At 56.2% G+C, this 26,721-nt stretch carries 18 protein-coding genes and 1 pseudogene; 13 read left to right on the forward strand and 6 right to left on the reverse strand.

The genetic code is table 11. The annotated features are described in order from the left end of the window. Positions 1–4 precede the first annotated feature (4 nt). Positions 5–1,870, forward strand: a complete 1,866-nt coding sequence (locus WJU22_RS09090; RefSeq protein ID WP_341842924.1) for a monovalent cation:proton antiporter-2 (CPA2) family protein — start codon at positions 5–7, stop codon at positions 1,868–1,870. Here the strand turns inward: WJU22_RS09090 and WJU22_RS09095 are convergent. The 3 genes from WJU22_RS09095 to WJU22_RS09105 are packed head-to-tail and all read right to left on the reverse strand — an operon-like array spanning position 1,867 to position 7,485. Beyond that, the gene (locus WJU22_RS09095; protein ID WP_341842925.1) at positions 1,867–5,046 is read right to left on the reverse strand and encodes a multidrug efflux RND transporter permease subunit; all 3,180 of its coding nucleotides are present in this window, start codon (positions 5,044–5,046) and stop codon (positions 1,867–1,869) included. The genes WJU22_RS09090 and WJU22_RS09095 overlap by 4 nt on opposite strands. Before the next feature lie 8 nt (positions 5,047–5,054). Continuing rightward, a complete protein-coding gene (locus WJU22_RS09100) occupies positions 5,055–6,155 on the reverse strand; it encodes an efflux RND transporter periplasmic adaptor subunit (RefSeq protein WP_341842926.1) in 1,101 nt (366 codons plus the stop codon). A gap of 10 nt (positions 6,156–6,165) precedes the next feature. Next, a complete protein-coding gene (locus tag WJU22_RS09105; protein WP_341842927.1) occupies positions 6,166–7,485 on the reverse strand; it encodes a TolC family protein in 1,320 nt (439 codons plus the stop codon). Between the two features lie 186 nt (positions 7,486–7,671). Between WJU22_RS09105 and WJU22_RS09110 the strand changes: the two genes are divergently transcribed. Next, entirely contained in the window at positions 7,672–8,508 is an 837-nt protein-coding gene (locus WJU22_RS09110) for an energy transducer TonB (RefSeq protein WP_341842928.1), read from the forward strand. A gap of 106 nt (positions 8,509–8,614) precedes the next feature. Continuing rightward, complete coding sequence (locus WJU22_RS09115) at positions 8,615–9,763, forward strand: TPR end-of-group domain-containing protein (RefSeq protein WP_341842929.1); 1,149 nt, start codon at positions 8,615–8,617, stop codon at positions 9,761–9,763. Here WJU22_RS09115 and WJU22_RS09120 read toward each other — a convergent pair. Both WJU22_RS09120 and WJU22_RS09125 read right to left on the reverse strand, forming a co-directional pair. Then, positions 9,729–10,379: a DUF2306 domain-containing protein gene (locus WJU22_RS09120; protein ID WP_341842930.1), complete on the reverse strand. Its 651-nt coding sequence runs from the start codon at positions 10,377–10,379 to the stop codon at positions 9,729–9,731. The two genes, WJU22_RS09115 and WJU22_RS09120, sit on opposite strands and share 35 nt — an antisense overlap. Further along, positions 10,376–11,095, reverse strand: a complete 720-nt coding sequence (locus tag WJU22_RS09125; protein WP_341842931.1) for a hypothetical protein — start codon at positions 11,093–11,095, stop codon at positions 10,376–10,378. Before WJU22_RS09125 ends, WJU22_RS09120 begins: the two co-directional genes overlap by 4 nt. A gap of 38 nt (positions 11,096–11,133) precedes the next feature. Between WJU22_RS09125 and WJU22_RS09130 the strand changes: the two genes are divergently transcribed. The 4 genes from WJU22_RS09130 (at position 11,134) to WJU22_RS09145 (ending at position 17,383) form a co-directional block, all read left to right on the forward strand. Next, on the forward strand, positions 11,134–12,276 hold the full coding sequence (locus tag WJU22_RS09130) for a glycoside hydrolase family 18 protein (RefSeq protein ID WP_341842932.1): 1,143 nt from the start codon (positions 11,134–11,136) through the stop codon (positions 12,274–12,276). A gap of 41 nt (positions 12,277–12,317) precedes the next feature. After that, positions 12,318–14,840 carry a family 20 glycosylhydrolase gene (locus WJU22_RS09135; RefSeq protein ID WP_341842933.1) on the forward strand — a complete coding sequence of 841 codons (2,523 nt, stop codon included), beginning with the start codon at positions 12,318–12,320 and terminating at the stop codon, positions 14,838–14,840. A gap of 190 nt (positions 14,841–15,030) precedes the next feature. Next, positions 15,031–16,860: a hypothetical protein gene (locus tag WJU22_RS09140; protein WP_341842934.1), complete on the forward strand. Its 1,830-nt coding sequence runs from the start codon at positions 15,031–15,033 to the stop codon at positions 16,858–16,860. Positions 16,861–16,963: 103 nt separating this feature from the next. Further along, the gene (locus tag WJU22_RS09145) at positions 16,964–17,383 is read left to right on the forward strand and encodes a CBU_0592 family membrane protein (RefSeq protein WP_341842935.1); all 420 of its coding nucleotides are present in this window, start codon (positions 16,964–16,966) and stop codon (positions 17,381–17,383) included. Here WJU22_RS09145 and WJU22_RS09150 read toward each other — a convergent pair. Further along, on the reverse strand, positions 17,367–17,951 hold the full coding sequence (locus WJU22_RS09150) for a TetR family transcriptional regulator (RefSeq protein WP_341842936.1): 585 nt from the start codon (positions 17,949–17,951) through the stop codon (positions 17,367–17,369). The two genes, WJU22_RS09145 and WJU22_RS09150, sit on opposite strands and share 17 nt — an antisense overlap. A gap of 621 nt (positions 17,952–18,572) precedes the next feature. Here WJU22_RS09150 and WJU22_RS09155 point away from each other — a divergent pair. From WJU22_RS09155 to WJU22_RS09180, 6 genes and pseudogenes are all read left to right on the forward strand, one after another. Continuing rightward, positions 18,573–19,097, forward strand: a pseudogene (locus tag WJU22_RS09155) (carboxypeptidase regulatory-like domain-containing protein); the annotation flags it as partial. A 128-nt stretch (positions 19,098–19,225) separates the two neighbouring features. Then, positions 19,226–21,853, forward strand: coding sequence for a SusC/RagA family TonB-linked outer membrane protein (locus WJU22_RS09160; protein ID WP_341843763.1), 2,628 nt, complete (start codon positions 19,226–19,228; stop codon positions 21,851–21,853). A gap of 27 nt (positions 21,854–21,880) precedes the next feature. Next, positions 21,881–23,674, forward strand: a complete 1,794-nt coding sequence (locus tag WJU22_RS09165) for a RagB/SusD family nutrient uptake outer membrane protein (protein WP_341842937.1) — start codon at positions 21,881–21,883, stop codon at positions 23,672–23,674. Between the two features lie 33 nt (positions 23,675–23,707). Then, positions 23,708–24,094, forward strand: coding sequence for a hypothetical protein (locus WJU22_RS09170; protein WP_341842938.1), 387 nt, complete (start codon positions 23,708–23,710; stop codon positions 24,092–24,094). 126 nt (positions 24,095–24,220) lie between these two features. Next, positions 24,221–25,132, forward strand: coding sequence for a metallophosphoesterase family protein (locus WJU22_RS09175; RefSeq protein ID WP_341842939.1), 912 nt, complete (start codon positions 24,221–24,223; stop codon positions 25,130–25,132). 150 nt (positions 25,133–25,282) lie between these two features. Then, on the forward strand, positions 25,283–26,674 hold the full coding sequence (locus WJU22_RS09180) for a sialate O-acetylesterase (protein WP_341842940.1): 1,392 nt from the start codon (positions 25,283–25,285) through the stop codon (positions 26,672–26,674). The last annotated feature ends 47 nt before the right edge of the window (positions 26,675–26,721 follow it).

Below are 26,721 nucleotides of genomic sequence, written 5' to 3' on the forward strand. Positions count from 1 at the left end.
AAATATGTCGAACGAATCGTTTTTCTACCAGGCACTTGTGTATTTGGCGACCATGGTGGTGTTTGTACCGCTGGCCAAAAAGTTGAACCTCGGTTCCGTGTTGGGATACCTGCTCGGGGGGATCATTATTGGTCCGGCCCTGCTGGGGCTTATCGGCCAGAGCGGGCAAGACCTCATGCATTTCGCGGAGTTCGGGGTGGTGATGATGCTGTTTTTGATCGGGATGGAGCTGGAGCCGTCGCTGCTCTGGAAGCTGCGCGCGCCGATCCTCGGGCTGGGCGGGTTGCAGGTGGTGGTAACGGCATTCCTGATCGGGGGGCTCGCCATGTTGTGCGGCCTTCCGTGGAACGAAGCGCTCGTTATCGGGATGATCCTTTCCCTTTCCTCCACGGCCATCGTGCTGCAGATATTGACCGAAAAGGGACAGATGGGCTCCGCCGCAGGGCAGAGCGCCTTTTCCGTGCTGCTGTTCCAGGATATCGCCGTGATCCCCATGCTGGCGATCTTCCCGCTGCTGGCGCCTGCCGGCACTACGGTGGCGGCGGAAGAAAGCGGCTCGCTCATCGCCAACCAGCCGGCCTGGGTCAAAACGATCGTTGTGCTGGGCGCGGTGTTTGGACTGGTGATCGGTGGACGGTACGTTGTGAAGCCGGTGCTCCACATCGTGGCGCGCACCCGCCTGCGGGAACTTTTCACGGCCTCCGCGCTGCTGCTAGTAGTCGCGATCGCCGTGCTGATGACGTTGGTAGGGCTGAGCCCGGCGCTGGGCGCATTTCTCGGCGGGGTACTGCTCGCCAACAGCGAATACCGCCACGAGCTGGAAAGCGATATCGAACCGTTCAAGGGATTGCTGCTGGGATTGTTTTTCATCGGCGTCGGCGCTACGATCAATTTTGGATTGATCGAGCAGTCGCCGTGGATCGTTGCCGGGTTGGTAGTGGGCATCATGATCGTGAAATTCCTCGTGCTGGCGGCCCTCGGCAAACTCTTCCGCCTCAGCCGCGACCAGAATTTACTTTTCTCATTCGCGCTGCCGCAGGTGGGCGAATTCGCTTTCGTACTGTTCTCCTTTTCCGCCGGCGCCAAGCTGCTGCCGCAGCAATTGGTGGATATGATGATGGCCGTGGTGGCGATTTCCATGGCGCTCACGCCGCTGGTGATGCTGGCTTTCGAGAAATTCATTCAACCGCGGTTCAGCAATGCTTCGGATGAAGAAGAGCGCGAGGCCGACAGTATCGACGAGCGCCACGCCGTGATCATCGCCGGGTTCGATCATTTCGGTACGGTGATAGGGCGCTTCCTGCGTGCCAGTGGCGTGCCGGCAACGGTGCTCGATCTCGATTCCGACCGCGTAGACCTCCTGCGGCGGATGGGGCTGAAAGTGCATTACGGAGACGCGTCGAGGTTCGAGCTGCTGAAATCCGCCGGGGCGGAACAGGCCGCCATCATCGTGATCGCCATGGCCACGCCGGAAAAGAACCTGGAAGTGGTGGAGGCCGTCAAGAAACATTTCCCGCACCTGCGCATGCTCGTGCGCGCGGTCGACAATGCCGACGCATTCGAACTGATGAACGCAGGCGTGCTCAATATTTACCGCGAAACCATCGATACCTCGCTGCGCCTGGGAACGGACGTGCTGAAGTTACTGGGCCGCAGGGCCTACCAGTCGCAGCGCGCCGCCAGGATGTTCCGCCGGTTCGACGAAAAATCCCTCAAAGGCCTTTCCGCCTTCCGCGACGACAAGCAATACGTCAATGCCGCGAAGGAAAGAATAGAAGAATTACAGAAAATGATACAGGCGGATGCCTATACCAACATGATGATCCGGGACACGGGATGGGAGCGCGACAATGCGGAAGAACGGAATTAATGTCCGCCGTTGCTGGATTCCGCATTATTCTTGCCTTCCTGTTCCAGTTCCGCCAGTTTCTTCTTGCCGTACGCCATCCGTGTGATGAGCACGTACAGCACGGGAACGGTGAAGATCCCCAGCAGGGTGGCCGCCAGCATCCCGCCAACCACCGTAAAGCCGATGTTCACGCGGGAAGCCGCGCCCGCGCCCTGTGAGAACACGAGCGGCATCACACCGAGAATGAACGCGAAGGAAGTCATGAGAATGGGCCGGAAACGAAGGCTCACCGCTTCCAGCGTGGCCTGCAACAGCGGCATTCCCCTGTCTACACGCTCCTTACAGAATTCCACGATCAGGATGGCATTCTTGGCGGACAAACCAATCAACGTGATCAACCCGATCTGGGAATACACGCTGTTGGCTTGCCCGGTAAGCCAAAGTGCAAGAATGCTTCCAAATAAGGCTACAGGGACGGCCAGGAGTACCGAAAATGGGACAGACCAACTTTCATATAAGGCAGTCAACAGGAGGAATACGAAAAGGATAGACAACATGAAGATGAGAAAACTCTTGTTGCCCGCTTCGATCTCCTGCCGGGATATGTTCGACCAATCGTATCCGAAATTGGCTGGCAGCACCTCTTTGGAAACCTCTTCCATGGCCTTGATGGCGTCTCCCGAAGAATAGCCGGCCTTGCTCGTGCCGCTGATTTCGGCGGAACGGTAGAGGTTGAAGTGGTTGATGACAGGCGCGCCCGCACCCATTTTATATTTGATGAGCGTGCTTAAAGGCACCATAGTGCCTGCCGCATTCCGGACATAATAATATTGCAGCTGACTGATGTTTTTGCGATAGGTGGTATCTGCCTGCAATACCACGCGGAAGCTTCTGCCGAACCGTGTGAAATCGTTCACGTACATGCCGCCGAGGAACGTTTGCAGCGCGGTAAACACGTCGTTGATGGCTACGCCCATCTGCTTGCACCGTTCCCGGTCTACTTCCACGTCGTATTCAGGGGTGGATGCGCTGAAAAACGCGTACGCCATCTGGATTTCCGGCCGCTTGTTGGCGGCGATGAGCACGTTTTGCAGCACCCGCGCAAATTCCGTGATATCGTCTCCCGACCGCTGTTCCAGCACATACGAGAAGCCTGACGAAGTGCCGAGCCCCCGCAGCGTGGGTGCCGGAATGGCCAGCGCCGTGGCTTCCGTGATCTGGGCCAGCTTGCCCTGAATCCTGGCTGATACCACATTCATATTTTCCCCTTTGGCATAACGTTCTTCCCAGGGCTTGAGGTTCACGAACCACGTGGCCGAACTGGGTTTCACCGCGCCGCCGCCGATAAAGTTGATGCCCGTTACGCCCATGTAATGCTGCACCGCCGGATCGTCGGACAGCATTTTATTCACTTTCAGCGCCAGTTCCCGTGTGCGCATGGACGACGACGCGTCTGGCAGATCGAGCGCGAGGAACATCGCGCCCATGTCTTCCTGCGGCACGAACGTGGAAGGCACTTTCTTGAACAGGAGGAAGGCCGCGCCGAAAAGGATGCCCATCAGGATGAGCACGAAAGCCGTCTGCTTGATGGCCCGGCGAACGCCATTGGTATACCGGTGCGTGAATTTTTCGAACCAGACGTTGAACTTGTAATGCAGTTTGCTGAGCCCTTTCGCTTTGTCGTCGAGCTTGGACGGGCGCATCATCACCGCGCATAACGCCGGGGTAAGGCTCAGCGCGAGGAATGCCGAAAGGATCACGGAAAACGCGATCGTCAGCGCGAACTGCTGGTACAGCTTGCCGCTCACACCGGGGATGAACGCCACGGGAACGAATACCGCCGCGAGGATCAGCCCGATGGCGATCACCGGGGCAGACACTTCCTCCATGGCCTTGAACGTAGCGTCGCGCGGAGACATGCCATTGGCATCGATGTGATGCTGGACCGCTTCCACCACCACGATCGCATCATCCACCACGATCCCGATCGCCAGTACGAAACCGAACAGCGTCAGTGTATTGATGGAGAAGCCCAGCAGCTGGAAGAATATGAAGGTACCGATCAGTGATACAGGGATAACGAGGATGGGAATGAGCGTGGCGCGCCAGCTTTGGAGGAAGATGTACACCACGATCACCACGAGCGCCAGTGCTTCCATAAACGTCTGGATCACTTCGCTGATGGATATGCGAACGAAGGAAACGGTTTCGAATGGTACCATCCAGTCTACGTCTGACGGGAAAGTTTTGTGCAGCTCCGCCATCCGCGCTTCCACGCGTTCGGCCACATCGAGCGCATTGGCACCGGGCGTGAGGTAAATCCCCATCCCGGTACCGGTTTTGCCGTCGGCCTTTACATCGATCGCGTAGCTGAATGAGCCCAGTTCCTGCCGCGAGATATCTTTCAACCGTACCAGCGATCCGGTGTTCGGGTTGCTGGAAACGATGATGTCGCCGAATTCTTCGGAAGTGAGCAAACGGCCGCGGACTTTCACGGTGTATTCGAAAGCCTGGTCGCTATTGGCGGGCGGTGCGCCGATGATGCCCGCCGGCGCCTGGGTGTTCTGTTCCCGGATCGCGGCGGCCACGATGGCCGGTGTGAGGCCGAGGTTGGCCATCTTCTGCGGATCGAGCCAGATGCGCATGGAGTAGTCGTTGGAGAAGGCCTGTACGTCGCCCACGCCGTTCACGCGCGAAATTTCCGGTTTGAGGTAGATATTCAGGTAGTTGTCGAGGAACGCTTTGGAGTGGGTGCCATTGGGCGAAAGCAGCGCCACCACCATGAGCATGTCGTTGGAGCGCTTCTTGGTGGTGATGCCTACGCGGCGGACATCATCCGGCACGCTGGGAGAGGCGATGCTCACGCGGTTCTGCACGTCGAGGGTGGAAATGTCGGGGTCGGTGCCGATCTCGAACGTGACGGTGATGCTCATGGAGCCGTCGTTGGCGCTGGCCGACTGGAGGTACATGGCGCCGGGGGTACCGTTCACCTGGTTCTCGATGGGCGTGGTCACGGTTTCTTCCACGGTGGTGGAGTTGGCGCCGATGTAGCTGGCGCTCACGGAAACGGTGGGCGGCGCGATGTCGGGCAACTGGGCTACCGGGAGGTTGACCATGCAGATGAGGCCGACGATCACCATAATGATGGCGATCACGATCGTTGTATTCTTCCTTTCTATGAACGTTTTCGCAATCATGGTGCCTTTTATTTAACAATGACGGTATCGCCGGGGCGTATCTTCTGCAGGCCGTCCGTGATCACCTTGTCGCCGGGCTGGAGGCCGCTGTTGATGATCTGCAGGCTATCGAGGAGGGAACCTTTCTGTACGGGTTTCGATTCCACCACATTCCCGGGCCCGAGCGTATAGACTTTCACTTCGCTCAGCAGTTCGATGATGGATTTGGCGGGAATGGCCACCTGGTTTTCGCCGGTCTTGAACTGCATTTGCAACGAAGCCGTCATGCCCGATTTCAGTTGTCCGCTTTTGTTGGGGAACGTAAGCCTGACGCGGATCGTGCCCGTTTGGGCGTCTACCACGTTGTTCACCAACAGGATCCTTCCCGGTTCGGGATAAGGTTCGCCGCCGGGGAAGGTGAGGTAGTATTGATGATCGCTCCCTTTATCGCCGACATCTTTACGGAATTCGTTGTAGCGCGTTTGCGGGATGTCGATATCGGCGAAGATGGGATCTTCGTTGACGAGGGTGTTCACGACGGTGGAGCCGGCGGTCACCAGGTCGCCGATGCGCAGCTGCGCGATGCCGATCTTCCCGGCGATGGGCGCGCGCAGAACGGCGTGGCTGATATCCGTTCCCGAGCGGGCGCGGGTGGCGCGGGCCTGTGCCAGCAAGGCTTCTGAAGTTTGTACGGCCGTAGTGGCCTGGTCTACGGTCTGTTTGGAAATCGCGTCTTTTTTGAGCAGGTTGGAATAACGTTCCAGGTCGCGTTTTTTCAGCGCCAGGTCGGCCTCCGCCTGGATGACGGCGGCATTGGCCTGGTCGTAGGCGGCCTGGCTGCGGCTTTTATCGACTTCGTACAGCGCCTGTCCTTTCGAAACGGTGCTGCCGTCTTTGGCGTGTATTTTCTGGAGGAACCCTGTCACGTCAGACCGGATATCGATGGTGTTGTTGCCCGTGAGCACGGCGGGGAAGCTTTCGGTGACGGTATAGCTGGCGGTTTTGACTTCGAAAACGGTGACGGGCACTTTGGGCCTGCCGCCCGCCATTTGCTGCTGGGCCTGTTTGCCCTTGCAGGCCACCGCCAGCACAGGGATCAGCAAGATATAAAGGTTCCGGTAAGGTTGCATAACAAGGAGTTTATTCCGCTTTTATTTTACCCATCGCCTGATCCAGTTGCACTTTACTGATGAGGGTATTGATCAATGCATTGATGTAATCGTTTTGCGCCGTTTTCAGCTCGCTGTCGGCCGAAAGCACGTCGAGGCTCGTGGCCACGCCTTCCTCGTATTTCAGCACCACACGGTCGTACACGCCCTGCGTGAGCTCCATGTTCTTTTGCTGGGTGTTGAGCGAAGCGAGGTTGTTGCGGTATTGCGTCCAGTTGTTGCGCACTTCCAGCTGGATCTGCTGCGCCAGGTAATTCAGCGAATTCTGGCTTTGCTGCAGTGTGATTTCGCGTTGCCTGGCGGCGTAGATCCTTTCCGTTCCGGTGAAGATCGGCCAGGTGAGGCGGACGCCGAGGGCGGAGGTGCCGAATCCTTTTTTATACAGGTCCCCGAAATCTTCGGAGAACCAGTTGAACCCATAATTAACAAATGCGTTGAGGGTGGGGATGATCTCCAGCTTTTTGCTTTTGAGGTTGAGCCTGTCCAGTTCCACCTGCACGCGCTGCATGGCGTATTCCGGGCGGTCCATGAATTTATAGTTCATGCTGTCGGGCATATCGTCGGTAAACGAGCGGATGTCTTCCGTGAGGGTGATGGCCGAATCTACGGGCATGCCCATCTGGAATTTGAGGACGTCGTAAGTGTAATCCAGTTGCCGCTGGAGGTTGGCGCGCTGGGTCTCGACATTGTTGAAGGATGTCTGGATCCTGTCTACATCGATCCTTTCGCCGACGCCTTCGTCGTACCGTGCCCGTGTGTCTTTCAGCGTTTTGCCGAACTGGGCGAGGTTGGCGTCTACCAGGCGGATGCTTTCCTGGGAAACGAGCACGTTGAAATAGGCGACGCTTACCTGCACGCGGGTGTCTATCGCGGTGCGCTGGTAATCGCGGACGGCCAGTTCATCGTATACCTTGGCGGCTTTGAGGCCGAGGAAGTAATCGCTGTTGATGAGGGTTTGGGTGACTTCCCCGGTTACGCCGGAAGAATATTTGGTGCCGAACTGCACGGGGATTTTGTTGTTGGGATCGCCGGTGAAGTCGGGGATGAGGGAGGTCTGGAGTTTGAGATTATCTGTGAAGTTGCCCGTCACGTTGGCGTGGGGGAGCAGTTTGCCGCGGGTTTCGCGGATTTTTTCGGTAGACATCTGGCGCGACAGCCGGGCGTTAACGACATTGGTCTGGTTGCGGAGGGCGTACTGCACGCATTGTTCCAGTGTGAACGCAGGCCCCCCGGCCGCGGCGCCCTGCTGGGCGGGGGCGCTCCCGGCAACGGTTGTCAGCACAGCGGTCACACAGACCATCCGCCTTATTATGTTCGGGAAACAGCTACTCATACAGGGTTCGTATCCGTTTAACAGCAGCGGGTACATTTCAGAAGAACAATCGTAACGTGAAAAGGTTCAATATGTTAAGGCCGCATCGGGAAAAAGTTTATGGAAAATTGTGAGTCCCACATCTTCCTGTTAAACACAATCGCCATGAATACCTCCCAAATGCCTAAACCCGACTTCCTCGACATCCTCTTCAATTCCCGCAACAAAGATTACGGCGCCTACGATCTCCGCCGCAGGTACGACCGCCGCGTCCGCAACGCTGTGGCCAGTATGGCGGGATTGGTACTCGTTTCAGTAGGTTCCTACCTCTGGGCTACGAACTCCAAAGCCGGTGATGTAAATATCAAGCCTTACGTTGCGCCCATCGAACTGAAAACGGTGGAAATGCCGCCGGAGGAAAAGCCCATCACGCCTCCGCCCACCGTAAAAACGCCGCCCCCGGCGGCCGTAGCCTCCGTAAAATACGTGACGCCCGATATCGTGAAAGACGATAAAGTGAAACCGGAAGATGAATTACAGGAAATAGAAGACCTGAAAAAAGATGTAGCCATCGGTACCAAAACCCAGGCCGGCGAGCCCGGTGAATTCGAAAATCCTTTTGAAGGGACCGGCGGCACAGGGACTGTGGTGGAAGCGCCCAAAGTGGAGAAAGAACAAGGCCCCCTGAGCTTCGTGGAGATCATGCCCCAATTCCAGGGCGGAGAAGACGCCATGAACAAGTGGCTCAACAACAACATCCGTTATCCCCACGCGGCGGAAGAAAATGGGATCGAAGGCACGGTATTCGTGAAATTCGTGGTAGGTGCAGACGGTTCGATCACGAATGTGGAAATCGCCGGAACGAATAAAGTAGGCGGCGGTTGTGAAGACGAAGCCATCCGTGTGATCAAAAAAATGCCGAAATGGAAGCCCGGCCGCCAGAACGGACAAAGCGTTCCCGTTTGGTTCAACCTGCCCATCCGTTTCAAGATCAACCAGTAATCCATTTTCGTTAACCCGGTTCCCCCGCACAGTGGCTCCTGCCGCTGCCCGGGGAAACCCTTTTTCTGCGGAATAACCGTATATTTGGGCCGCAAATTCATCCCCTATGCGTTACATCCCGCTTATCGCCATGTTCTTCGCCGCCGCCTGCAACAATGGCGGAGGCAAATCCGCCAACAACGCCGGCGCATACACGCTTACCGAACAATATCACCTCGATGCCGACAGCGTTACCCGCTTCGCCGCCCGGACAGACCTTCCCGCAGCGGAAGCCGACCGCCTTTTCCGCCAGGCCATCGATAAATACCGCAATAAAAAAGACCCCGCCGGCGCCTTGCCGCTCTTCCGTCAATCCATCCTCAAAGCCCCCCGCGCAGCGGCTTTCTTCGAATACGGTAACGCCCTGTCCGACCTGGGCAACGGGGATAAATCGCTCCAGTCGGACATGAGTACCCAACAAGCCCTCCAGGCATATCACATCGCGGACCTGCTGGGCTACAAACCCCTGTCCAAACTGCTGTACAACACCGCCTGCATTTACGCGAAAATGGAACAGGAAGACAGCGCCTTCCATTACCTCGTGTCAGCTATCGAATTCGGGTACACGAATACCGACCAGATCTACAAAGACCAGGACCTCGCCAAACTCCGCATGCACCGCTGGCGCTTCGATAACGAGATCACCACCGCCCTTTCCGGCGCCAGCGATCCCGACCGCCTCCTCTGGAAACTGTTCTCCCGCGAATTTCAGCCGCTCGAGCTACCCGTGGTATTCGATCTGAAGTATGGGGAAGACAAAACCTTCGACGACGTCACCTACGATTTCGAGAAATTCATCCCCGAAATGCGCGATGGCAAATTCTCGCGCGATGTAGGCAGCGAATTCTACTACATCGGCAGTGTGCAGTCCACCCCGCTTTACACCGTTGTGACCTATGCCGTGAAAGACGTGATGATGGATGAAGCCGCTCCTTTATGCTATTACCTCGCCAGTTTCGACCCCAACGGCAAACTGCTCGATAAACTGATCGTAGGCGGCCACCGCATTCTTGACGAGCCTTTCCGTGTGGGAAAAATCACGGCAAACGGTGATGTAGAAGTGAAGAAATTTGCGGTACGGTATGAGAAAGACCCCGCCACCAGCGGCTATGCGGAAAATAAAATGGAAGAAATGAACGAAGTGGGCGTGGATTATTTCGCCATTTCGGCAGACGGCCACATCACGCCGAAATCCGCTCCGCTCGCCATGAAGTAAACACCCGCCTGCGGATGAGATACTCTGCCAATATAAGGTTCAGCGTCCAGCTCAGCCACGCGATCCAGATGTAGGCCGCGCGGGGAGACACGGAAATATCCAGCACATCGATCATGTAAGCGTAAAACCGCAACGTGACCGCGGAAAGCGTGAGCGCGTAGCTGCGCGTCATCATATCCGCATGTTTTTTCCATTCTTTTCGATAGATGGCGTACATCGCGGCGATGGTAAACCCGATCCACAAAACGGCCAAAATCATAAAACTGACCTTCGCCCAAACGCCCCCGTTCGCATAATACCCCATTACCAGTCCGCTGGGCCCGCTCAACGCAATCACCGTTACCGCATACACGTACCCCGCCGCCCTGTGAACTTTCGGGAAACGTTGCAACAGGTAGCGGCTGAACTGGAACAGGCCCGCCACGAGCACCGCCGTGCTCACGAACACGTGTATATAGAAACTCCAGCGCCAATGATGTATTTTATACACCAGCTGTTTGGTAAAGAGGAAATCCACATACGGATCGAAGGAAATATAAGGCAAACTCAGCAGCACCATGAGCCACGACGCGTACAGAATGGCCACCACGGCTGCGATGCGGAGTATCAGCCTCATGGGAGCTGGTAGAAAGTGAAGCCTTCGCCGGTAAGGCTGTCCGGATAGCTGCCGCCGTCTGCGTCTGCCGACATGTACATCACGAACTGGCTGCCATTTTTACCGAAATGGGCGTTGTTTTTCCAGCTTACGTTGAAAGTATCCTTGTTCCGCGACCAGGTGCCGCGCACGATTTCCACCTGGCCGGTAGAAATACTGTCGGCCGGATAGTACTCCAGCTTGCATGAACCGTCTTCAAGAAACTGGATATTGGCGTTTTCGTTAGCCATGTATACTTCGTGATGGTCGCTGTTGATCTGTTTGAGGGTGAACTTTTTGGCGGATGCGGAATCCTTGTTCAGGGGGCTCCAGGTGCCTTCCATGGTTTGGCGGTCTTTGGACAGGTGAATTTCGAACACACCGTCGTACACATGGTCTCCCGGTTCTTCGAGCCGGATCTTCCAGCCGTTGGCGCTTTCCGACATCTGGCCGTGGAGGTTGCGGCGAAGGCCTTTATGGGTGTTGTATCCCGCGATATTGTTGCCGCGGGCGAAGTTGATGCTGATATAAATGGGGCTTCCGCCGAAATCGCCGGTATAAATACCCGTGGGGCTGAAGCTCGGCGGAGGGGCGGAATCGGTTTTGACTACACCGGAATCGGTACCGGATGTTGTGCCGCTGCTGTTACAGGCGGCTGCCGCGATGCTCAGGGCGAGCAGGGAGCAGATGTATTTCAAAGGGTTGAATTTAGGTTGTAAATATACTATTTTTAAACATGCGTCTATTCTCCAAACCCATGCGCGCCGCCGCTGCGGCGCTCCTCCTCCTCACCGGCGCAGCCGCAGCACTGTCCGCCGCGCGCCCGTTCCGTCCCAAACCCGTTGTCATCGCTTATGTGGGCGGTTTTCGCGGATTGATCCCCGATCCTGCATCCATCGCCGTGGAAAAGCTTACGCACATCAACTACGCGTTCGTGGACGTGCAGCGCGGCGAAGCCTGGCTCACCAATCTCGCTACGGACACGGTCAATTTCCGGCACCTCAACGCCCTCAAATCCCGCAATCCCGACCTTAAAATCCTCATCTCCATCGGCGGCTGGTCGTGGAGCGAGAACTTTTCCGACGCCGTGCTCACCGACGCCGGCCGGAAATTGTTCGCCCACACATCTGTGGATATTATCCGCAAGTACGGGCTGGACGGGGTAGACATCGACTGGGAATATCCCGGCGTTGCCGGGGAAGAGGGGAACGTGTTCCGGCCCGAAGACAAGCAAAATTATACCCTGATGTTCCAGGCCATCCGCGCCTCGCTCGATTCCCTGGAAAAGGAAACCGGCGTCAAAAAACTGCTCACCACAGCGGTGGGTGGCGGTAAGTATTTCGTGGAGCATACCGAAATGGCCGAAGCCGCGAAGTACCTGGATTTCGTGAACATCATGTCTTACGACTACAAAACCAATCCCAACGGCATCGCCGGCCACCATACCAACCTGTTCGGGTCTACGGATAACCCGGAGGAGTCGTCGGCCCACCGGTCTGTCGGGCTTTTCCTCGACGCGGGCGTTCCGGCGGAAAAGATCGTAATGGGCATCGCTTTTTACGGCCGCGGATGGAAAGTGGGGAGCGATACCGCCCGCGGACTGAACCGTAAGGCTACCGGCGGGTACCGGGGCGGCGGGTATGCTTTTATCAAAGACAGCCTGCCCGCCAAAGGATTCGAGCGGCATTGGGATAAACGGGCCAAAGCGCCTTATCTTTGGCACCCCGGGCAGCAGGTGTTCATTTCGTTCGACGATGAACGTTCGGTGAAGGAGAAATGCCGCTACGTGAAAAAGCACGACCTCGCCGGCGTGATGTTCTGGGAATATTCCAGCGATCCGAAAGGGTATTTGCTGGACGCGATCAACAAAGCTTTTTAAACGCTAAGACTACCGCGCCACAGCGGGGAAATCTCAACTATATGCGATACAGACTTACATTTTTATTCCTTGTATTATCCTGCGCCGCCATGGCGCAGTTCCCGGCAAAGGGCTTGCAGCTCCGCTGGGAAGTGGTGGAAAACGGGTACCAGGGGAAAGCGCAGACCTTGTCGACCTTCACGCTGGTGAACCGTACCAAACAAGCGTTCCCGGCCGGCGGTTGGACGATCTATTTCAACTTCATCCGTTTCGTGACGCCCGGCGAAGTAGCGCCGGGGATCGTTGCGGGGCATGTGAACGGGGATTTGTTCCGGTTTACGCCTTCGGCGGGATTCGGGGGACTGAAGCCCGGGGATTCGGTGAAGCTGAACATCGTTTCTTCCGCCTGGGTGACGCATTTTACCGATGCGCCGACGGGCCCGTACATCGTTTGGGATACCGATCCCGCGAAAGGGCAATCCATCGCCGACTTCGCTGTGGTCCCTTCTTCCAGCGATAAACAATTGCGCCGTACGGCCAGCGAAACGAAAGTGCAGACTTCTCCGGAAGATGTGTACCGCCGCAACGAGGCGCTCCGTTTGCTGCCGGCTTCCGAGTTGCCGAAGATTTTACCGACGCCCGCATCTGTTGTGGAATCCGGGGCAACCGTTGTGCTCGATCCGAAAGAGGGGATCATGTACGAGCCGGAGTTCCGCGCCGAGGCCGATTACCTGGCGCTGCTGATGGGCAACGTTTTCGGGAAACCGGTGCTCACGGCACAGGGCACCACCGGGAAGGCGGCGGTCCGCCTCATGAAAGACGCATCCATCAAAGGGAAAGAAGCCTATCGCCTCGAAACCGATCAGCAGGGCGTGCGCATCTTCGCAGGAACGAGCACCGGGATTTTTTACGGGATACAATCCCTCCGCCAGCTGCTCCCGCTCACCGCCAAAGGAACGGCCACGCTGCCGGCGGTACTCGTGAAAGACGAGCCCCGCTTCGCTTTCCGCTCTTTCAGCCTCGACGTGGCGCGCAACTTCCACTCCAAAGCCCAGGTGCTGCGGATGCTGGACGTGATGTCGGTATATAAAGTGAATACGTTGCACCTGCACATGAGCGACGACGAAGGATGGCGCGTGGAAATCGCCGGACTGCCCGAACTGACGCAGGTGGGCGGCCGCCGCGGCCATACGCTCGACGAGATGGAATGCATCCAGCCGTCGTACGGTTCCGGCCCCGATGTGAACAACGCCACCGGCACCGGCTGGTATAGCCGCGCGGATTACATCGAGATCCTCCGGTACGCGAACGCCCGTCATATCAAAGTGGTCCCCGAAGTCGAAATGCCCGGCCACGGCCGCGCCGCTATCAAGGCTATGGACGCCCGTTCGGCGAAGCTCACCAAAGCCGGCGATCCCAACGCCAACGAATACCGTCTCAGCGATCCGGAAGATAAAAGCCAATACCGCTCCGTGCAGGAATGGAAGGACAACGTGATGAATCCCGCCCTTCCTTCCACCTACAAATTCATCGAAAAAGTAACGGCCGAACTGGCAGCGATGCATCGCGAAGCCGGCGTTCCCCTCGATATTATCCACATGGGCGGCGACGAAACGCCCGGCGGCGTGTGGGAAAAATCCCCCGCCTGCCAGAAACTGCTGGCCGAAAGCGCGGAACTGAATAATGTAGACGATCTCTGGATTTATTTCTACGATAAGGTGGCCCAGATCGTGAACAAACAAGGAATGCAGCTCTACGGCTGGGAAGAAGCCGGGATGCGCCGCACGAAGCGCGACGGACAGGGCCTCATGATCGTGAACCCCGTGTTCGGCAACCGCAACTTCCAGGTGGATGTCTGGAATAACGTAATGGGCGGCGGGATGGAAGACCTGAGCTACCGGCTGGCGAACGGCGGGTATAAAGTGGTACTTTCCGGCGTGGCGAATTATTATTTCGACATGGCCTATGCGCGCGATTACGACGAGCCCGGATTTTACTGGGGCGGATATGTCGACATCGATAAACCCTTCTACTTCATTCCCCTCGATCTCTACAAGAACGCGAAAGAAGACGACGCCGGCAATCCGCTGCCTGCTTCTACATTTGTGGGGAAAGACCGGTTGACGGAATACGGAGCGTCGAACATCGTTGGCATCCAATCCGCACTGTGGAGCGAAACGGTGAAATCCCCCCAGCGGGTGGAATATATGGTGCTGCCCAAACTCCTCGGCATGGCGGAACGCGCCTGGGCGCCCGACCCTTCCTGGACGCAGGACCTTGGCCAATACAACGAAGCGTGGAATAAATTCGCCAATGTGGTGGGGCAACGCGAAATCCCGCGCCTCGCTACGCTCAACGGCGGTTACAACTACCGGATCCCCACCGCCGGCGTGAAAAATGATAACGGGAAAGTTTTAACCAACGTACAACTTCCAGGACTGATCGTTCGTTATACTACCGACGGAAAGGAGCCTTCCGCTAAAAGTCCCGCGTGGAGCGGCCCGATAGATGCGAAAGGGACCCTTCGGTTCCGGGTGTTCGATCAAACCGGAAGAGGCGGCAGGACCGTGACGGTACAATATTGATATTCAATCATTAAGCTTTCCATAAGGAAGGGTACTGAACGGATCGGTGCCCTTCCTTTTTTTGCACCGCCATGCATATTGGTTAAAAATTTGTATTGTTGTTACAGATCAATTGCAATTATTGAAGCGGTTGGGTAAAATAAGCCTGTTAGCTATCCTTAGCTGTTACCTGTTCATATGCTGTTGTCCGGTGAACGCCAATGCGCAATCGGATACGATCCCGGCCGCGCACAAGAAACGCTGGTTCACGAAGTTCAACAACTACGTGGATTCGTTGAAAAGCCGGCGTTTCCGGGATTCCGTACTGAAAGACATTTCCCGGCACAACGATCCTCCCCCGATCGAGGACGACGGCCGGATGACCAGGTCTGAGCAGGGATTTTTGCCGCATACCGGCAGAACGGTCCGCCGTGTCCATTTCCGGAAAGTAAAAGTGTTCGGGCCACGGAGCATCAACGATACCGCTTTTACCACCAGCATGAAGCTCATCCATCTCGCCAACAAACTGCATTTCGATTCGCAGGAATGGGCGATCCGGCAAATGCTCTTTTTCCGGCCCGGCGATACCGTGAACGCCTATGCGTTCGCCGACAACGAACGGTATCTCCGTAACCGCCCCTTCCTCCAGGACGCCCGCATCATCACCCTCGAAACCGCCAGCCAGGATACGGTAGACGTGCTCGTGATCACCAAAGACGTGTTCGAATACGGCTTCGACCTGCGCGAGCTGGCGCCCAGCGGCGTGGGGGCTAAAATATCCAACGACAATCTCTTCGGTGCCGCGCAGGGCGTTCAGTTCGGGTTCCGGTGGAAAAGCAGTTACTCCCGGCCATGGGGCACCGAAGCCCGCTACACGAAATACAACCTGCTCGGCAGTTTTATCGACGTTTCCGTCGGGTATACCCATCTCAACACCAATTCACAGCTCGATACCGGCGTGTACGAAGGGTCGTACTACATCCGCCTGGAACGGCCGCTGTACCGGTCTTCCGCCAAAATCACGGGCGGGATTTCGCTGGCGAAAAACTACAGCATCCGCGTGTGGGGCGAGCCGGATTCCCTCTGGCGGAATTATTCCTATAAACTGGTCGACGTCTGGTCGGGCTGGAACTTCCGTAACCGGTTCGGGTCTGACGGGCATTTCGACGATAAACCCAACGTGGCATTGCTTTTCCGGTACTCGAACGTGGCGTTCGACGAGAAGCCGGTGCAGGAAAAATACGATGAAGACCCGCTTTACAACGACCGCCATTATTACCTCGGCCAGATCGCCGTATTCAAGCAGGACTTCTTCAAAAGCCAACGGTTCTTCGGGTTCGGGCGAACGGAGGATATTCCCTACGGCTATTCCGCGGCGCTGTCTGTTGGCCGGGAGAACTGGATGGACAGGCGGCGGTTGTACACGGCCATCGAGGGGCAGAAATACTGGCCCACGCTGCATAACGGGCTGCTGAGCGTGAACCTGGGCGTGGGGGGCTTCTGGCAGGGCAGTACCTCGGAAGACCTGGTGATCCATTCCAATGTGAGTTATTTCAGCCGGTTGATGCAGCTCGGGAAGAAGTGGTATTTCCGCGAATTCGTGTATCTCGATTATCTCGGCACGCCCAATAATTTCTTTTATCGCCCGCTGAGCCTGAACCGTGACTTCGGTACGGGATTCTGGGGATGGCGGCGCTCGAAGATGAACGGTTACCACCGGTTGTTGCTACGGTCGGAAAGTATTTTGTACAGCCCGTGGAAAGTGTATGGGTTCAAATTCAATTTCGTGGGAACGGTGGAAGCGGGACAGGTGTCGTGGAAGAACAATTATTTGCTGAAGAACCCCGTGTACCCGGGGTTCGGGCTGGCGGTGCGGATCAAGAACGAAAACCTTTCGCTCAATACGCTGCAGATGAGCGCGGCGTACTATCCCAGGAAAACGCCCGGTGTGAACAACCTCTTTTTCGAAATAACGACCATCGTCGATTTCCGGTTCGACATTTACGGCCTGAAGGCGCCCGCCTTTTTGAGGTTTCAATAGGATAACACGCACCGGTAGAAATTTTTTGTATGTTAGTGCGAACAAATACGCTGCCGCCCGACGCGGCCCGGAAATCATTTCATACACCCTTACAAAACCATCCATGGGAAAATTCGTAATGTTGAGCCTGGCCCTGCTTATCTTGTGCGGTGCCTTTCAGATCGGCGGCCGTGGCCGTCAGCAGGCGCTGGCGGCGGTTACTGCGGAGCATGGCCAGCAGGTAGCGGCGCGGAGCGTGGAAAGCGTGAAGGAAGGGGGGATTTCGTGGATGGACATTCCGGGATGGGCGGGTACGTTTTTTTACGTACTGGGTTATGTGCTGCTGACGATGGGCAAGATCAAATCCGACCAGAAAATATACCATTGGCTGAACGCGCTCGGTGCGTTGGGCCTGATCGCCAATGCGCTCTACCTGAGCGATTACCCCAGTTTCGTCGTCAATTTCATATGGCTGGTGATAGCCCTGGGTGCCATTGTGTGGCTGCTCGTGCGCAGGCGGCGCGCCGTCAGCAAAGCACGTTGAGCGCGTGTTTTTTGTATACGGCCAGCCTCCGGTCGTATTCCGCCTTATCGTCTACCAGCGACAGGTAATAATAGGCGCCGTCTACCAATACGAAAATGATATCGGCCGCGGCCACGGGGTCTTTTACGGCGAGGGATTTCGATTCGTTGCAGGCCGCGATCATTTCGGCGAGGCGCTGGCGGAGGGAATCGAGCAGGTGCTTGTACCGCTGCCGGATGGTTTTGTTGCGGAACGCGAGGGAATAGAGGGAATAGGAAGTGCCGTCGTCGAACAGGGAATTCCATTTTTTGGAAAAGATGTTATCCAGCACTTGATCGAGCGCATCGCGGGGGCCTTCGGCGTCTTTGACGTCGAAAATATGGAGCCAGCGGTCGAGGATGAATTCCACGAGGCCGTAGACAAGGTGCTCCCGCGAGCGGAAGTAGTGCATGATGAGGCTCGGATTGATCTGGATACTTTCCGCTATTTTTTGAATGGATGCGTTTTCCAGCCCGTCTTTCTTGACAATCTTATAGAACGCCTTGATGATCTCTTTCTGCCGGGGCTCTTTTAAACTCTTTCTTCCCATTTGTTCGCAAAAACTGGTGATTAGGTTGGATGTAAATCTAGCGGTTAGCCGGGATATTATCGACTAATTCCCCCAAAATCCCTTAAGATTTAACGTTTCTGTGCAAGCTGCCGCCATGAAGGGAAATAAATTAATTGAATGGTCATTCAATATATTTTTTTATTTCGATTTCAATTTTATATTTGTAGGAACGATGTGTATGTTACATAACCGTTATCAATCAGAATGGATATTTTATTGAATGAACATTCAATCTATATTTGTCCCCGGGAAATTATTTAGACAGGAACGAAAAGCCCGCCGGCACTACAGCGGGTTGTGACGATAAGCATTACGATAGAATAATTAGGTCAACTTTTTAAAACAAGCCAGACGGCAGTTTTCCGCCACGTTTTGCTGCAGCATGCGGCGAGGGGAACTGTTGCCGGAATGTTCCGCCTGCCGGGCCGCGTCAGTGGCCGGAATGGGGAGGTATGCCGGGAAATGAAAACACTACAGCTCAACTGATCAATAGCTATACATGCACCACGATACAGGTGGCCGAAGCGGGCGTGCGAATGCGCGATCTGCTCGGGCCATGCCTTGCCATCACGTTATCTCCTTTACTGTAAAACACTAATTATGAAACAGACAGTGCGCCGTTTACGCGCCTCGGCCAAACATTACGGCAGCCTCCTCCTGCTGTGGTGCCTCGCCATCGCCTGGGCCGCCTCCGCCCAGGGCCAAAACAGGAAAGCCGCGCTAAAAGGCGTTGTGCAGGACGATAAAGGCGCCACCATTCCCGGTGCCACCATCGTCATCTCCGCCGATAAACCGGCATTCAAAGCAGGTGCCGTCACCAATGCAGACGGTACTTTCTCCTTCGCCAACATCGAGCCCGGGGGGAATTACACCCTGCGCATCACGTCTATCGGCTTCGACCCCGTGACACAGGCCCTTTCCCTCAAAGCCGGCGATAATACGCTGGCCGCCATCACCCTGCAACCTTCCAGCTCCAGCATGAACGAAGTAGTAGTGGTGGGCTATGGTACGCAAAAGAAAATCGACGTAACCGGCGCGGTAGACCAGATCAGCGGCGCCAAACTCGCCGAACGCCCTATCGCCAACGTTTTCCAGGGTTTGCAGGGCGCCTCACCGGGCCTCAACATCACCTATAGCGGCGGCCGCCCCGGCGCACTGCCCAATCTCAACATCCGCGGGATGGGCACCATCAGCTCCAGCGGCAGCGCACCCTCATCCTCATCGACGGGATCGCGTCTACCAACGATGACCTGCTGCGCCTCACCCCGGCCGACATCGAGTCCATCACCACCCTCCGCGACGGTAGCTCCGCCGCCATCTATGGCGCCCGCGCGGCGTTCGGCGTGTTGCTCATCAATACCAAAAAAGGAAAAGAAGGCAAACAGACGATCTCCTACAACAACTATTTCGCCAAATCGCGCCGCACCCTCACGCCAGACCCCATCACCGACCCGTTCATCTTCATGAAAGTGATGCAGCTGTCGGCCGACAATACGCCCTGGCACTACGCCACCTTCGCTTCCTGGCAATACGACTGGGGGAAACAGCGTTCGGAAGACCCCTCCGTTCCCGCAGTCAAAACCGATCCCAACGATCCCTCCAAATGGGCGTACATGGGGAACACCGACTGGAACGATTACTTCTTCGCGAAAGCGAACTTCTCACAATATCATAACCTGTCGATCAGTGGCTCCTCTTCCGGCAAAACCCCTGTCAACTACCTGCTTTCCGCAGATTATACCAAGGAAAACGGTCTGAACAAACTCGCGAAAGACGACTGGAACCGTTATGGCATGCGCGCCAACATCGGCATCAAACCGCTGAGTTGGCTGTCTGTAGAGAATAATTTCAACATCTACCAGCTCGTGCAGGACCAGCCAACGTACAACATCCTCGACGTGTATTACACACAACCCATCAACGTAGATAAGAACCCCGACGGCACCTGGGCCAACACCACCGCAGGCGTACTGGCGGCGCAACTGAAAGACGGCGGGCGGAACAACCAGACGCGCTTCGGGTTCCAGAACCTCGTGCGCGGCATCGCCACCGCCCTCAACGGCGACCTCACCATCACGGGCTCGGCGAGCATCAAGCGGGAACTGTGGAAATACCATACCGAAAGGCTGCCCGTACGGATCGGCTACGGCCCCGGCGACGTGCGCGAGATCAACAGCCCGGGTTCCGTGACGGAAACCAACGGTACCGTAAATCAGAATATCTACGACCTTTTCGCCAACTACCATAAAAAGCTGGGCGAGCACGAATTCAACGTCACCCTGGGATACAACCAGGAATACTACCAATGGGCGCCGGTATCGGCCAGCCGCGGCAGCCTCATTTCCGCTTCCCTGCCGCATATCAGCCTGGCTACGGGAGATATGACCGTAGACAATAATGGCTATTACGACTACGCGATCCGGAGTTATTTCGGCCGTGTGGATTATACGTTCAGAGGGAAATATATCCTGAAATATACGCAGCGTGCGGATGGTTCTTCGCGCTTCCCGCCGAGCGACCGCTGGTCGTCGTACCCTTCCTTTTCCGGCGCATGGATCGTGAGCCGCGAGAATTTCTGGAAAGCGATGGAGCCGGTATTGCCCACTTTCAAGCTGAGAGCGGCATACAGTACGCTCGGCAACCAATCCGTCGACTACTATGGTTACATCCAGACCCTTCGGACTACGCAGAGCGGCTATCTCGTCAACGGCAATTTTCCGCTGGTGATAGCAGGTGCGCCCCGGTTGAACGTGGACCCCACGAATTATACCTGGGAAAACGTTTCCGGCCCCAACTTCGGTGCTGACCTGGGTTTCCTGAAAAACCGCCTCACCGTCAACTTCGACTATTACATCCGAAACACCAAAGGCATGCTGGCGCCGGAAACCGTGCTGCCTGGCGTACTTGGTACTTCCGCGCCGCAGCAGAACGCGGCCGATATGCAGACGAAAGGCTGGGAGCTGGCAATGGGATATGAAAACACCGTCAACCTCGGCAGAAAGCCCTTTAATTTCGCCGTGCGTGGCCGTGTGTGGGACAGCCGCAGTACCATCACGAAGTATAAAAATCCCCAGGGCTTCTTCTCCGGTTACCGCGAAGGACAGGAGATCGGCGAGATCTGGGGCCTCACCAGCGACGGACTGTTCAAAGACCAGGGCGAGATCGACAAGCTGGACCAATCCGCCATCATCCCCTGGAATTCCCTGAAAATCGTACCGGGATGGCCGAAATATCTCGACCGCGACGGCAACGGGAAGATCGAGACCGGCAACAGCAAAACCGACCCGAAAGACCTCAGCGTGATCGGGAATACCAGTCCCCGTTACCAGTACGGTTTCAACATCGATCTCGGATGGAACAACATCGATTTCTCCGTGTTCTTCCAGGGCATCGGCAAGATGGACTACTATCCGCAGAACTACCTGTTCTGGGGCCCGTACCAGCAGCCTTACGCCAATATCTATTCCTGGAACCTGGATTTCTACCGCGGTGCCGCGGCAACCGACGCTGAGCGCGCTACTTACCCCAAAGCCTACATCGACGCCGGGCTGGCAGACGCCAATCTGAACCCGCGCTATCCTGCGTTGCAGGCCTGGCTGGCAGACCAGCGCACCGGCCAGGGGCTCGCCATTCCGCAGACCAATTACCTGCAGAGCGCCGCGTACCTCCGCCTGAAAAACCTCACCATCGGTTATAGCCTTCCGCAATCGTTGATCGGCAGAACAGGGCTCACCCGCGCGAGGATCTTCTTCACCGGCGAAAACCTGTACGAATTTTCATCCATCAAACAATACATCGATCCGGAAGCGATCACTTCGGGCAACGGCTGGAACTATCCCTTCCAACGGAAATATTCCATGGGTATCAACGTAACGCTTTAATCCATTCCAATCCGAAAAAATCTTCCAATGAAAAAAATCATCATCGCCATACTCGCCGCAGGAGCCGTTGCAGGGAGTGCCTGCAAGAAGGGCTTCCTCGACCGCTATCCTACCACCGAGATTTCGCCGCAACTGTTCTTCAAATCGGAAAGCGATCTGAGCATGTACGTCTACGGTTTGCTGAACCACCCCGGCGCAGGTATTTATTCCGCCGAACAGTCGACAGACAACTGCGCCACTACCGGCGGCCAGACCATCATCACCATGATGACCGGTAGCCCCAATTCCAGGAACATGCCCAACGCATGGGGATGGAGCCGGCTGCGCAGCATCAACTACTTCCTGGAAAATTACCAGCAGGCCAAGGTGACCGAAGAGGTGAAGGCCCACTACGCCGGGATCGCGCGATATTACCGGGCCATGTTCTACATGGATAAGATCCGCACTTTCTCCGACGTGCCCTGGTACGGCCGCACCCTCAACCCGACAGACACCGCGTTGCTGTACTCCGCCCGCACACCGCGCGCGCAGGTGATGGACAGTGTGATCGCCGACCTGGTGTTTGCCGCTGCGAACGTGAAGGAAAGCGTTCCCGACGGCACCCCCGGGCGTTGGGCCGTGAAAGCCGCTTATGCCCGCATCGCACTGTACGAAGGCACTTTCAGGAAATATCATCCTGAACTGAACCTCGCCGCCACCGCCAACAGGTTCCTCGACTCCGCCCGGAAACAGGCGCAGGACATCATGAGCTCCGGGAAATTCAAGCTGGCAAACAGCTACACCGAGCTCTTCAACAGTGCAGACCTGTCGGGCAATAAGGAAGTGATCCTGAACTGCCCGTACGATGTCACCAAAAGAGGCGGTTCCAGCTCCAACAACAACGGTTACATGTTCGGGGATTACGAGCAATCGCCATCCCGCGACCTGATCCAGACCTACCTTATGAAAGACGGGTCCCGGTATACCGACAAGCCCGGCTACGAACAGTTCCAGTTCGTGCAGGAATTTACCGACCGCGATCCGCGCCTGTCGATGACCATCGTGCCTCCGGGGTTCGTGAGACTGCCGTCTACACTGCCTTACGTGCAACAGTTCGCCAATAATTTCACCGGCTACCACCAGCTGAAAGGGTATTTCAACTTCAGCACCGATGCGCAGGTTACAGGCAGCACAGACGTGCCGTCCATCCGTTTCGCCGAAATCCTGCTGACGTATGCGGAAGCCGTCGCCGAAATGGGGACCGTCACGCAAACGGATATCGACAACACGATCGGGCTGCTCCGCACCCGCGTGGCCATGCCCCCGCTGAATATGGCCGCCGCCAACGCCGCGCCGGACGCGCTGCTTGCCGCGAAATACCCCGGGGTACAGGGCGCCAATAAAGGCCTGATCCTGGAAATACGCCGGGAAAGAAGGGTGGAAATGGCGATGGAAGGTTTGCGGTACGACGACGTTATGCGCTGGTACGCCGGCAAAAGCCTGGAAAAACATGCCTTCGGAATGTACTTCCCCGGATTGGGACAGTACGACCTGACCGGCGACGGCGTAGCCGATGTGATCCTGGTTTCCAAATCCACCACCATTCCGCCGGATGCACAGCGGCTCAAAAACTCCCTCGGCGTTACGCTGATCTATAACAAAGTGGGCAATTATGGAGATGCCAGCGTGGATATCTATCTCGAAAACGGAGACGCCGGCGGCAGGATCCTGACCGGAAAATCCACCCGCACCTTCGTGGAGCCGAAATACTACTACTATCCCGTGCCTTACGCGGAAACCAGCATGAACCCGAACCTGAAACAGCTGTTCGGATGGGATTGATTACTATCTAAAACACCATAAAACCCTTTCATTATGATGATCAAAATCGCAGCGTTAGCCGCCATCATGGGCCTTTTCGGAATGAACGGCATGCAGCCCGGGACCACCAAGGCGCCTGTAGCGAAAGAAATCGCCCTCGGCGGCGGCACCATCACCATGCTCGACGCGCCCACCCCGCCGTCGCCCTACGTGAAATCCGTACAGTTCAAGTACAACGGATCTTTCGTGGGCGCCAAATTCAAAGTGGAAAGCGCGGATGGCTGTACGATCTACACCTATTCCGGGACCGCCGGAACGGTGCATGAGAACGTGCTCGGCGTGATGTTCAAAGGAGATTGCGGTACTACCCGCTATGTAGACGTTTATTACAACGATAACGGCACCTGGATCGATTACCGCCGTTTCGAAGTGAATCTGTAGAGATGGAATTGCACCCTGGCGGCGATGGTCTCTGACCGTCGCCGCCAATTTGTTTAGAAATTGGTAACGTTTGCGATTTGTTTATTAAGACTAAACAAATGTATATTTGAAATTCAAACCCGGTATATGAACAGACAAGATTTTTTATCCAGCATCGGATTGCTGGCCGGCGGCTCCCTCACCGGGAACCTCCTTTCGGGCGACGGACAGGAACGTGAAAAGGCGGCCAAAAAGGAAAAGCCCCTCTTCACCGTGGCCCACATTACCGACGTGCACATCCGCGAAGGCGACGATGCGCCCGCACGGTTCAAAAAAGTGCTCCGCAATATCATCGACCAGCATAAACCCGATTTCTTCCTCAATACCGGTGATTCCATCCACGACGCGTCTTACGACAATGTGGTGCGCGAACAGGTAACGAGCCAGTGGGCGCTGTGGGACGAATGTGTGAAAGCCATCGGCAAATACGAAATGCATTCCTGCCTCGGTAATCACGACATGTGGTGGAAAGCGCCTTCGAAAGAAGACGAGATGTACGGGAAAGCATACGTGGTAAAGCGTTTGGGGACACCGCACCGCTACTACACCGTCCAGAAAGGCAACTGGCATTTCTTTATGCTCGACGGCAACAACAAAGGCATTTCCCTCGACCCCGAGCAGTTCGACTGGCTGAAAGCCAAGCTGGAGGCGCTGCCGAAAGGAGATTTTGCGGTGGTGATGTCCCACTATCCCATCCTCGGTACCACGCAGCTGCTCGAAGGCGGCGGCCATTCCGATTTCAAGCAGTTGAAAGACCTGTTCTTCAAAACCGACCGTGTGCGGCTGGCGCTCAGCGGGCATAACCATTTGTCGGACAATACGATGTACAACGGCATCACTTACGCCTGCAACGGCGCGATGAGTGGTTTCTGGTGGGGGAAAGGGGACGAGAAATCCGCGGGCCCGTACTTCTACCAGGAAACACCGCCGGGCTACGCCATCCTGAAATTGTATAAGGATGGAACGGTGGAAAGCAAATACATTCCGCACGAAGCGTAACACGTTCCTTCTTCAGATATTTCAGTCCAAACCGGCCGCCAACCTTTGTGGCGGCCGGTTTTGCTTGTAATGGATCATTCCGCCGTTCACACAAATAAGAAAATATCGATGCGTTTGTATATTTTAAAGGGATAAAACCCTTGCAAGACAATGCTTCGATATTTTATAATGACCGTGCTGGCCGGGTTCCACGTTGTTGCCAGCGCACAGGTCCGCCTGCCGGACGTGCTTTCCGACAACATGGTGTTGCAGCGCAATGACACGGCTACCCTTTGGGGATGGGCTTCACCGGGCGAGAAAATCATGGTACGCACCGGGTGGAAATCGACGCCCGATTCCGCCGTGGCTACGGCCAACGCCATCTGGAGCGTGAAAATCAAAACCCCCGAAGCCGGCGGCCCCTACACTATCACATTGCGCGGCAGCAACACGATAGAACTGAAGAACATCCTCATCGGCGAAGTCTGGCTGTGCAGCGGCCAATCCAACATGGAATGGAGCGGCAACCACGGTTTGCCCGATATCAAAGCAGAACTGCCCGTTTGTGCAGACGATCAGCTGCGCTTCTTCCAGGTTCGCAAAACCACTTCAGAACATCCGCAGGATTACGTCCCCGGCCGGTGGACTTCCTGTGATTCCAATACCCTCAAGCCTTTCAGCGCGGTCGGTTATTTCTTCGGAAAAGAACTGCGCAAAAAACTCGGCGTTCCCGTGGCGCTCATCAACTCCAGCTGGGGCGGCACGCCCGCCGAAGTCTGGACACCGGCCGAACTGGTGAGCGGCGTACCCGAACTGGCGGCCGCCGCGGCGAAACTGAACGCCAATCCCTGGTGGCCGGTAGTTGCCGGTAAAACGTTCAACGCTATGATTGCTCCGCTCACTAATTTCCGCATCGCCGGCGCCATCTGGTACCAGGGCGAAAGCAATGCGGCCACCGCATCCACCTACAAACCGCTCATGGAAACGCTCATCGGCGCGTGGCGCAAGGCCTGGGGGACCGATTTTCCTTTCTATTACGTGCAGATCGCGCCGTTCAAACACGGGCCCGGCACGCTGAGGGGATCATTGCTGCGGGAAGCGCAAACCCAAACGCTGTCGTACCCCAAAACCGCCATGGCCGTTATCACGGATTTGGTGGCAGATACCAATAATATCCATCCCATTAACAAGCACGACGTCGGCCTTCGACTGGCGAACCTGGCGCTGGGAGACCATTACGGTCAAAAAGTGACGGCATTCAAAAGCCCGGTTTACGATCATATGGAAGCGAAAAACAACCAGATCGTCATCCATTTCAAGCATGCAGACAACGGGCTGGTGCTGAAAGGCGCGGCGAAGGAATGGTACATCGCCGGGGCCGACAGGAAATTCGTGCCGGCAGACGTGAAGATCAAGGGGAATACCGTAATCGTGTCTGGTAAAGGGATCGCGCAGCCCGAGGCTGTTCGTTTCTCGTTCAATAATGCTGCGATCGGCAACATTTTCAGTAAAGAAGGCCTGCCGGTCGGCCCGTTCCGGACAGACAGCTGGCCCGAGCAATAATCAGCCGTATGGCGGCGGCACCTGCACCGCACTGAACAAAGCAGGGA

The organism is Chitinophaga caseinilytica (assembly GCF_038396765.1).
GTDB classification, from domain to species: Bacteria; Bacteroidota; Bacteroidia; order Chitinophagales; family Chitinophagaceae; genus Chitinophaga; species Chitinophaga caseinilytica.

Coding starts and splice junctions, on each gene's coding strand:
- WJU22_RS09090 (WP_341842924.1), top strand. CDS start 5: ATGTCGAACGAATCGTTTTTCTACCAGGCACTTGTGTATTTGGCGACC.
- WJU22_RS09095 (WP_341842925.1), bottom strand. CDS start 5,046: ATGATTGCGAAAACGTTCATAGAAAGGAAGAATACAACGATCGTGATC.
- WJU22_RS09100 (WP_341842926.1), bottom strand. CDS start 6,155: ATGCAACCTTACCGGAACCTTTATATCTTGCTGATCCCTGTGCTGGCG.
- WJU22_RS09110 (WP_341842928.1), top strand. CDS start 7,672: ATGAATACCTCCCAAATGCCTAAACCCGACTTCCTCGACATCCTCTTC.
- WJU22_RS09115 (WP_341842929.1), top strand. CDS start 8,615: ATGCGTTACATCCCGCTTATCGCCATGTTCTTCGCCGCCGCCTGCAAC.
- WJU22_RS09120 (WP_341842930.1), bottom strand. CDS start 10,379: ATGAGGCTGATACTCCGCATCGCAGCCGTGGTGGCCATTCTGTACGCG.
- WJU22_RS09130 (WP_341842932.1), top strand. CDS start 11,134: ATGCGTCTATTCTCCAAACCCATGCGCGCCGCCGCTGCGGCGCTCCTC.
- WJU22_RS09135 (WP_341842933.1), top strand. CDS start 12,318: ATGCGATACAGACTTACATTTTTATTCCTTGTATTATCCTGCGCCGCC.
- WJU22_RS09145 (WP_341842935.1), top strand. CDS start 16,964: ATGGGAAAATTCGTAATGTTGAGCCTGGCCCTGCTTATCTTGTGCGGT.
- WJU22_RS09150 (WP_341842936.1), bottom strand. CDS start 17,951: ATGGGAAGAAAGAGTTTAAAAGAGCCCCGGCAGAAAGAGATCATCAAG.
- WJU22_RS09165 (WP_341842937.1), top strand. CDS start 21,881: ATGAAAAAAATCATCATCGCCATACTCGCCGCAGGAGCCGTTGCAGGG.
- WJU22_RS09170 (WP_341842938.1), top strand. CDS start 23,708: ATGATGATCAAAATCGCAGCGTTAGCCGCCATCATGGGCCTTTTCGGA.
- WJU22_RS09175 (WP_341842939.1), top strand. CDS start 24,221: ATGAACAGACAAGATTTTTTATCCAGCATCGGATTGCTGGCCGGCGGC.
- WJU22_RS09180 (WP_341842940.1), top strand. CDS start 25,283: ATGCTTCGATATTTTATAATGACCGTGCTGGCCGGGTTCCACGTTGTT.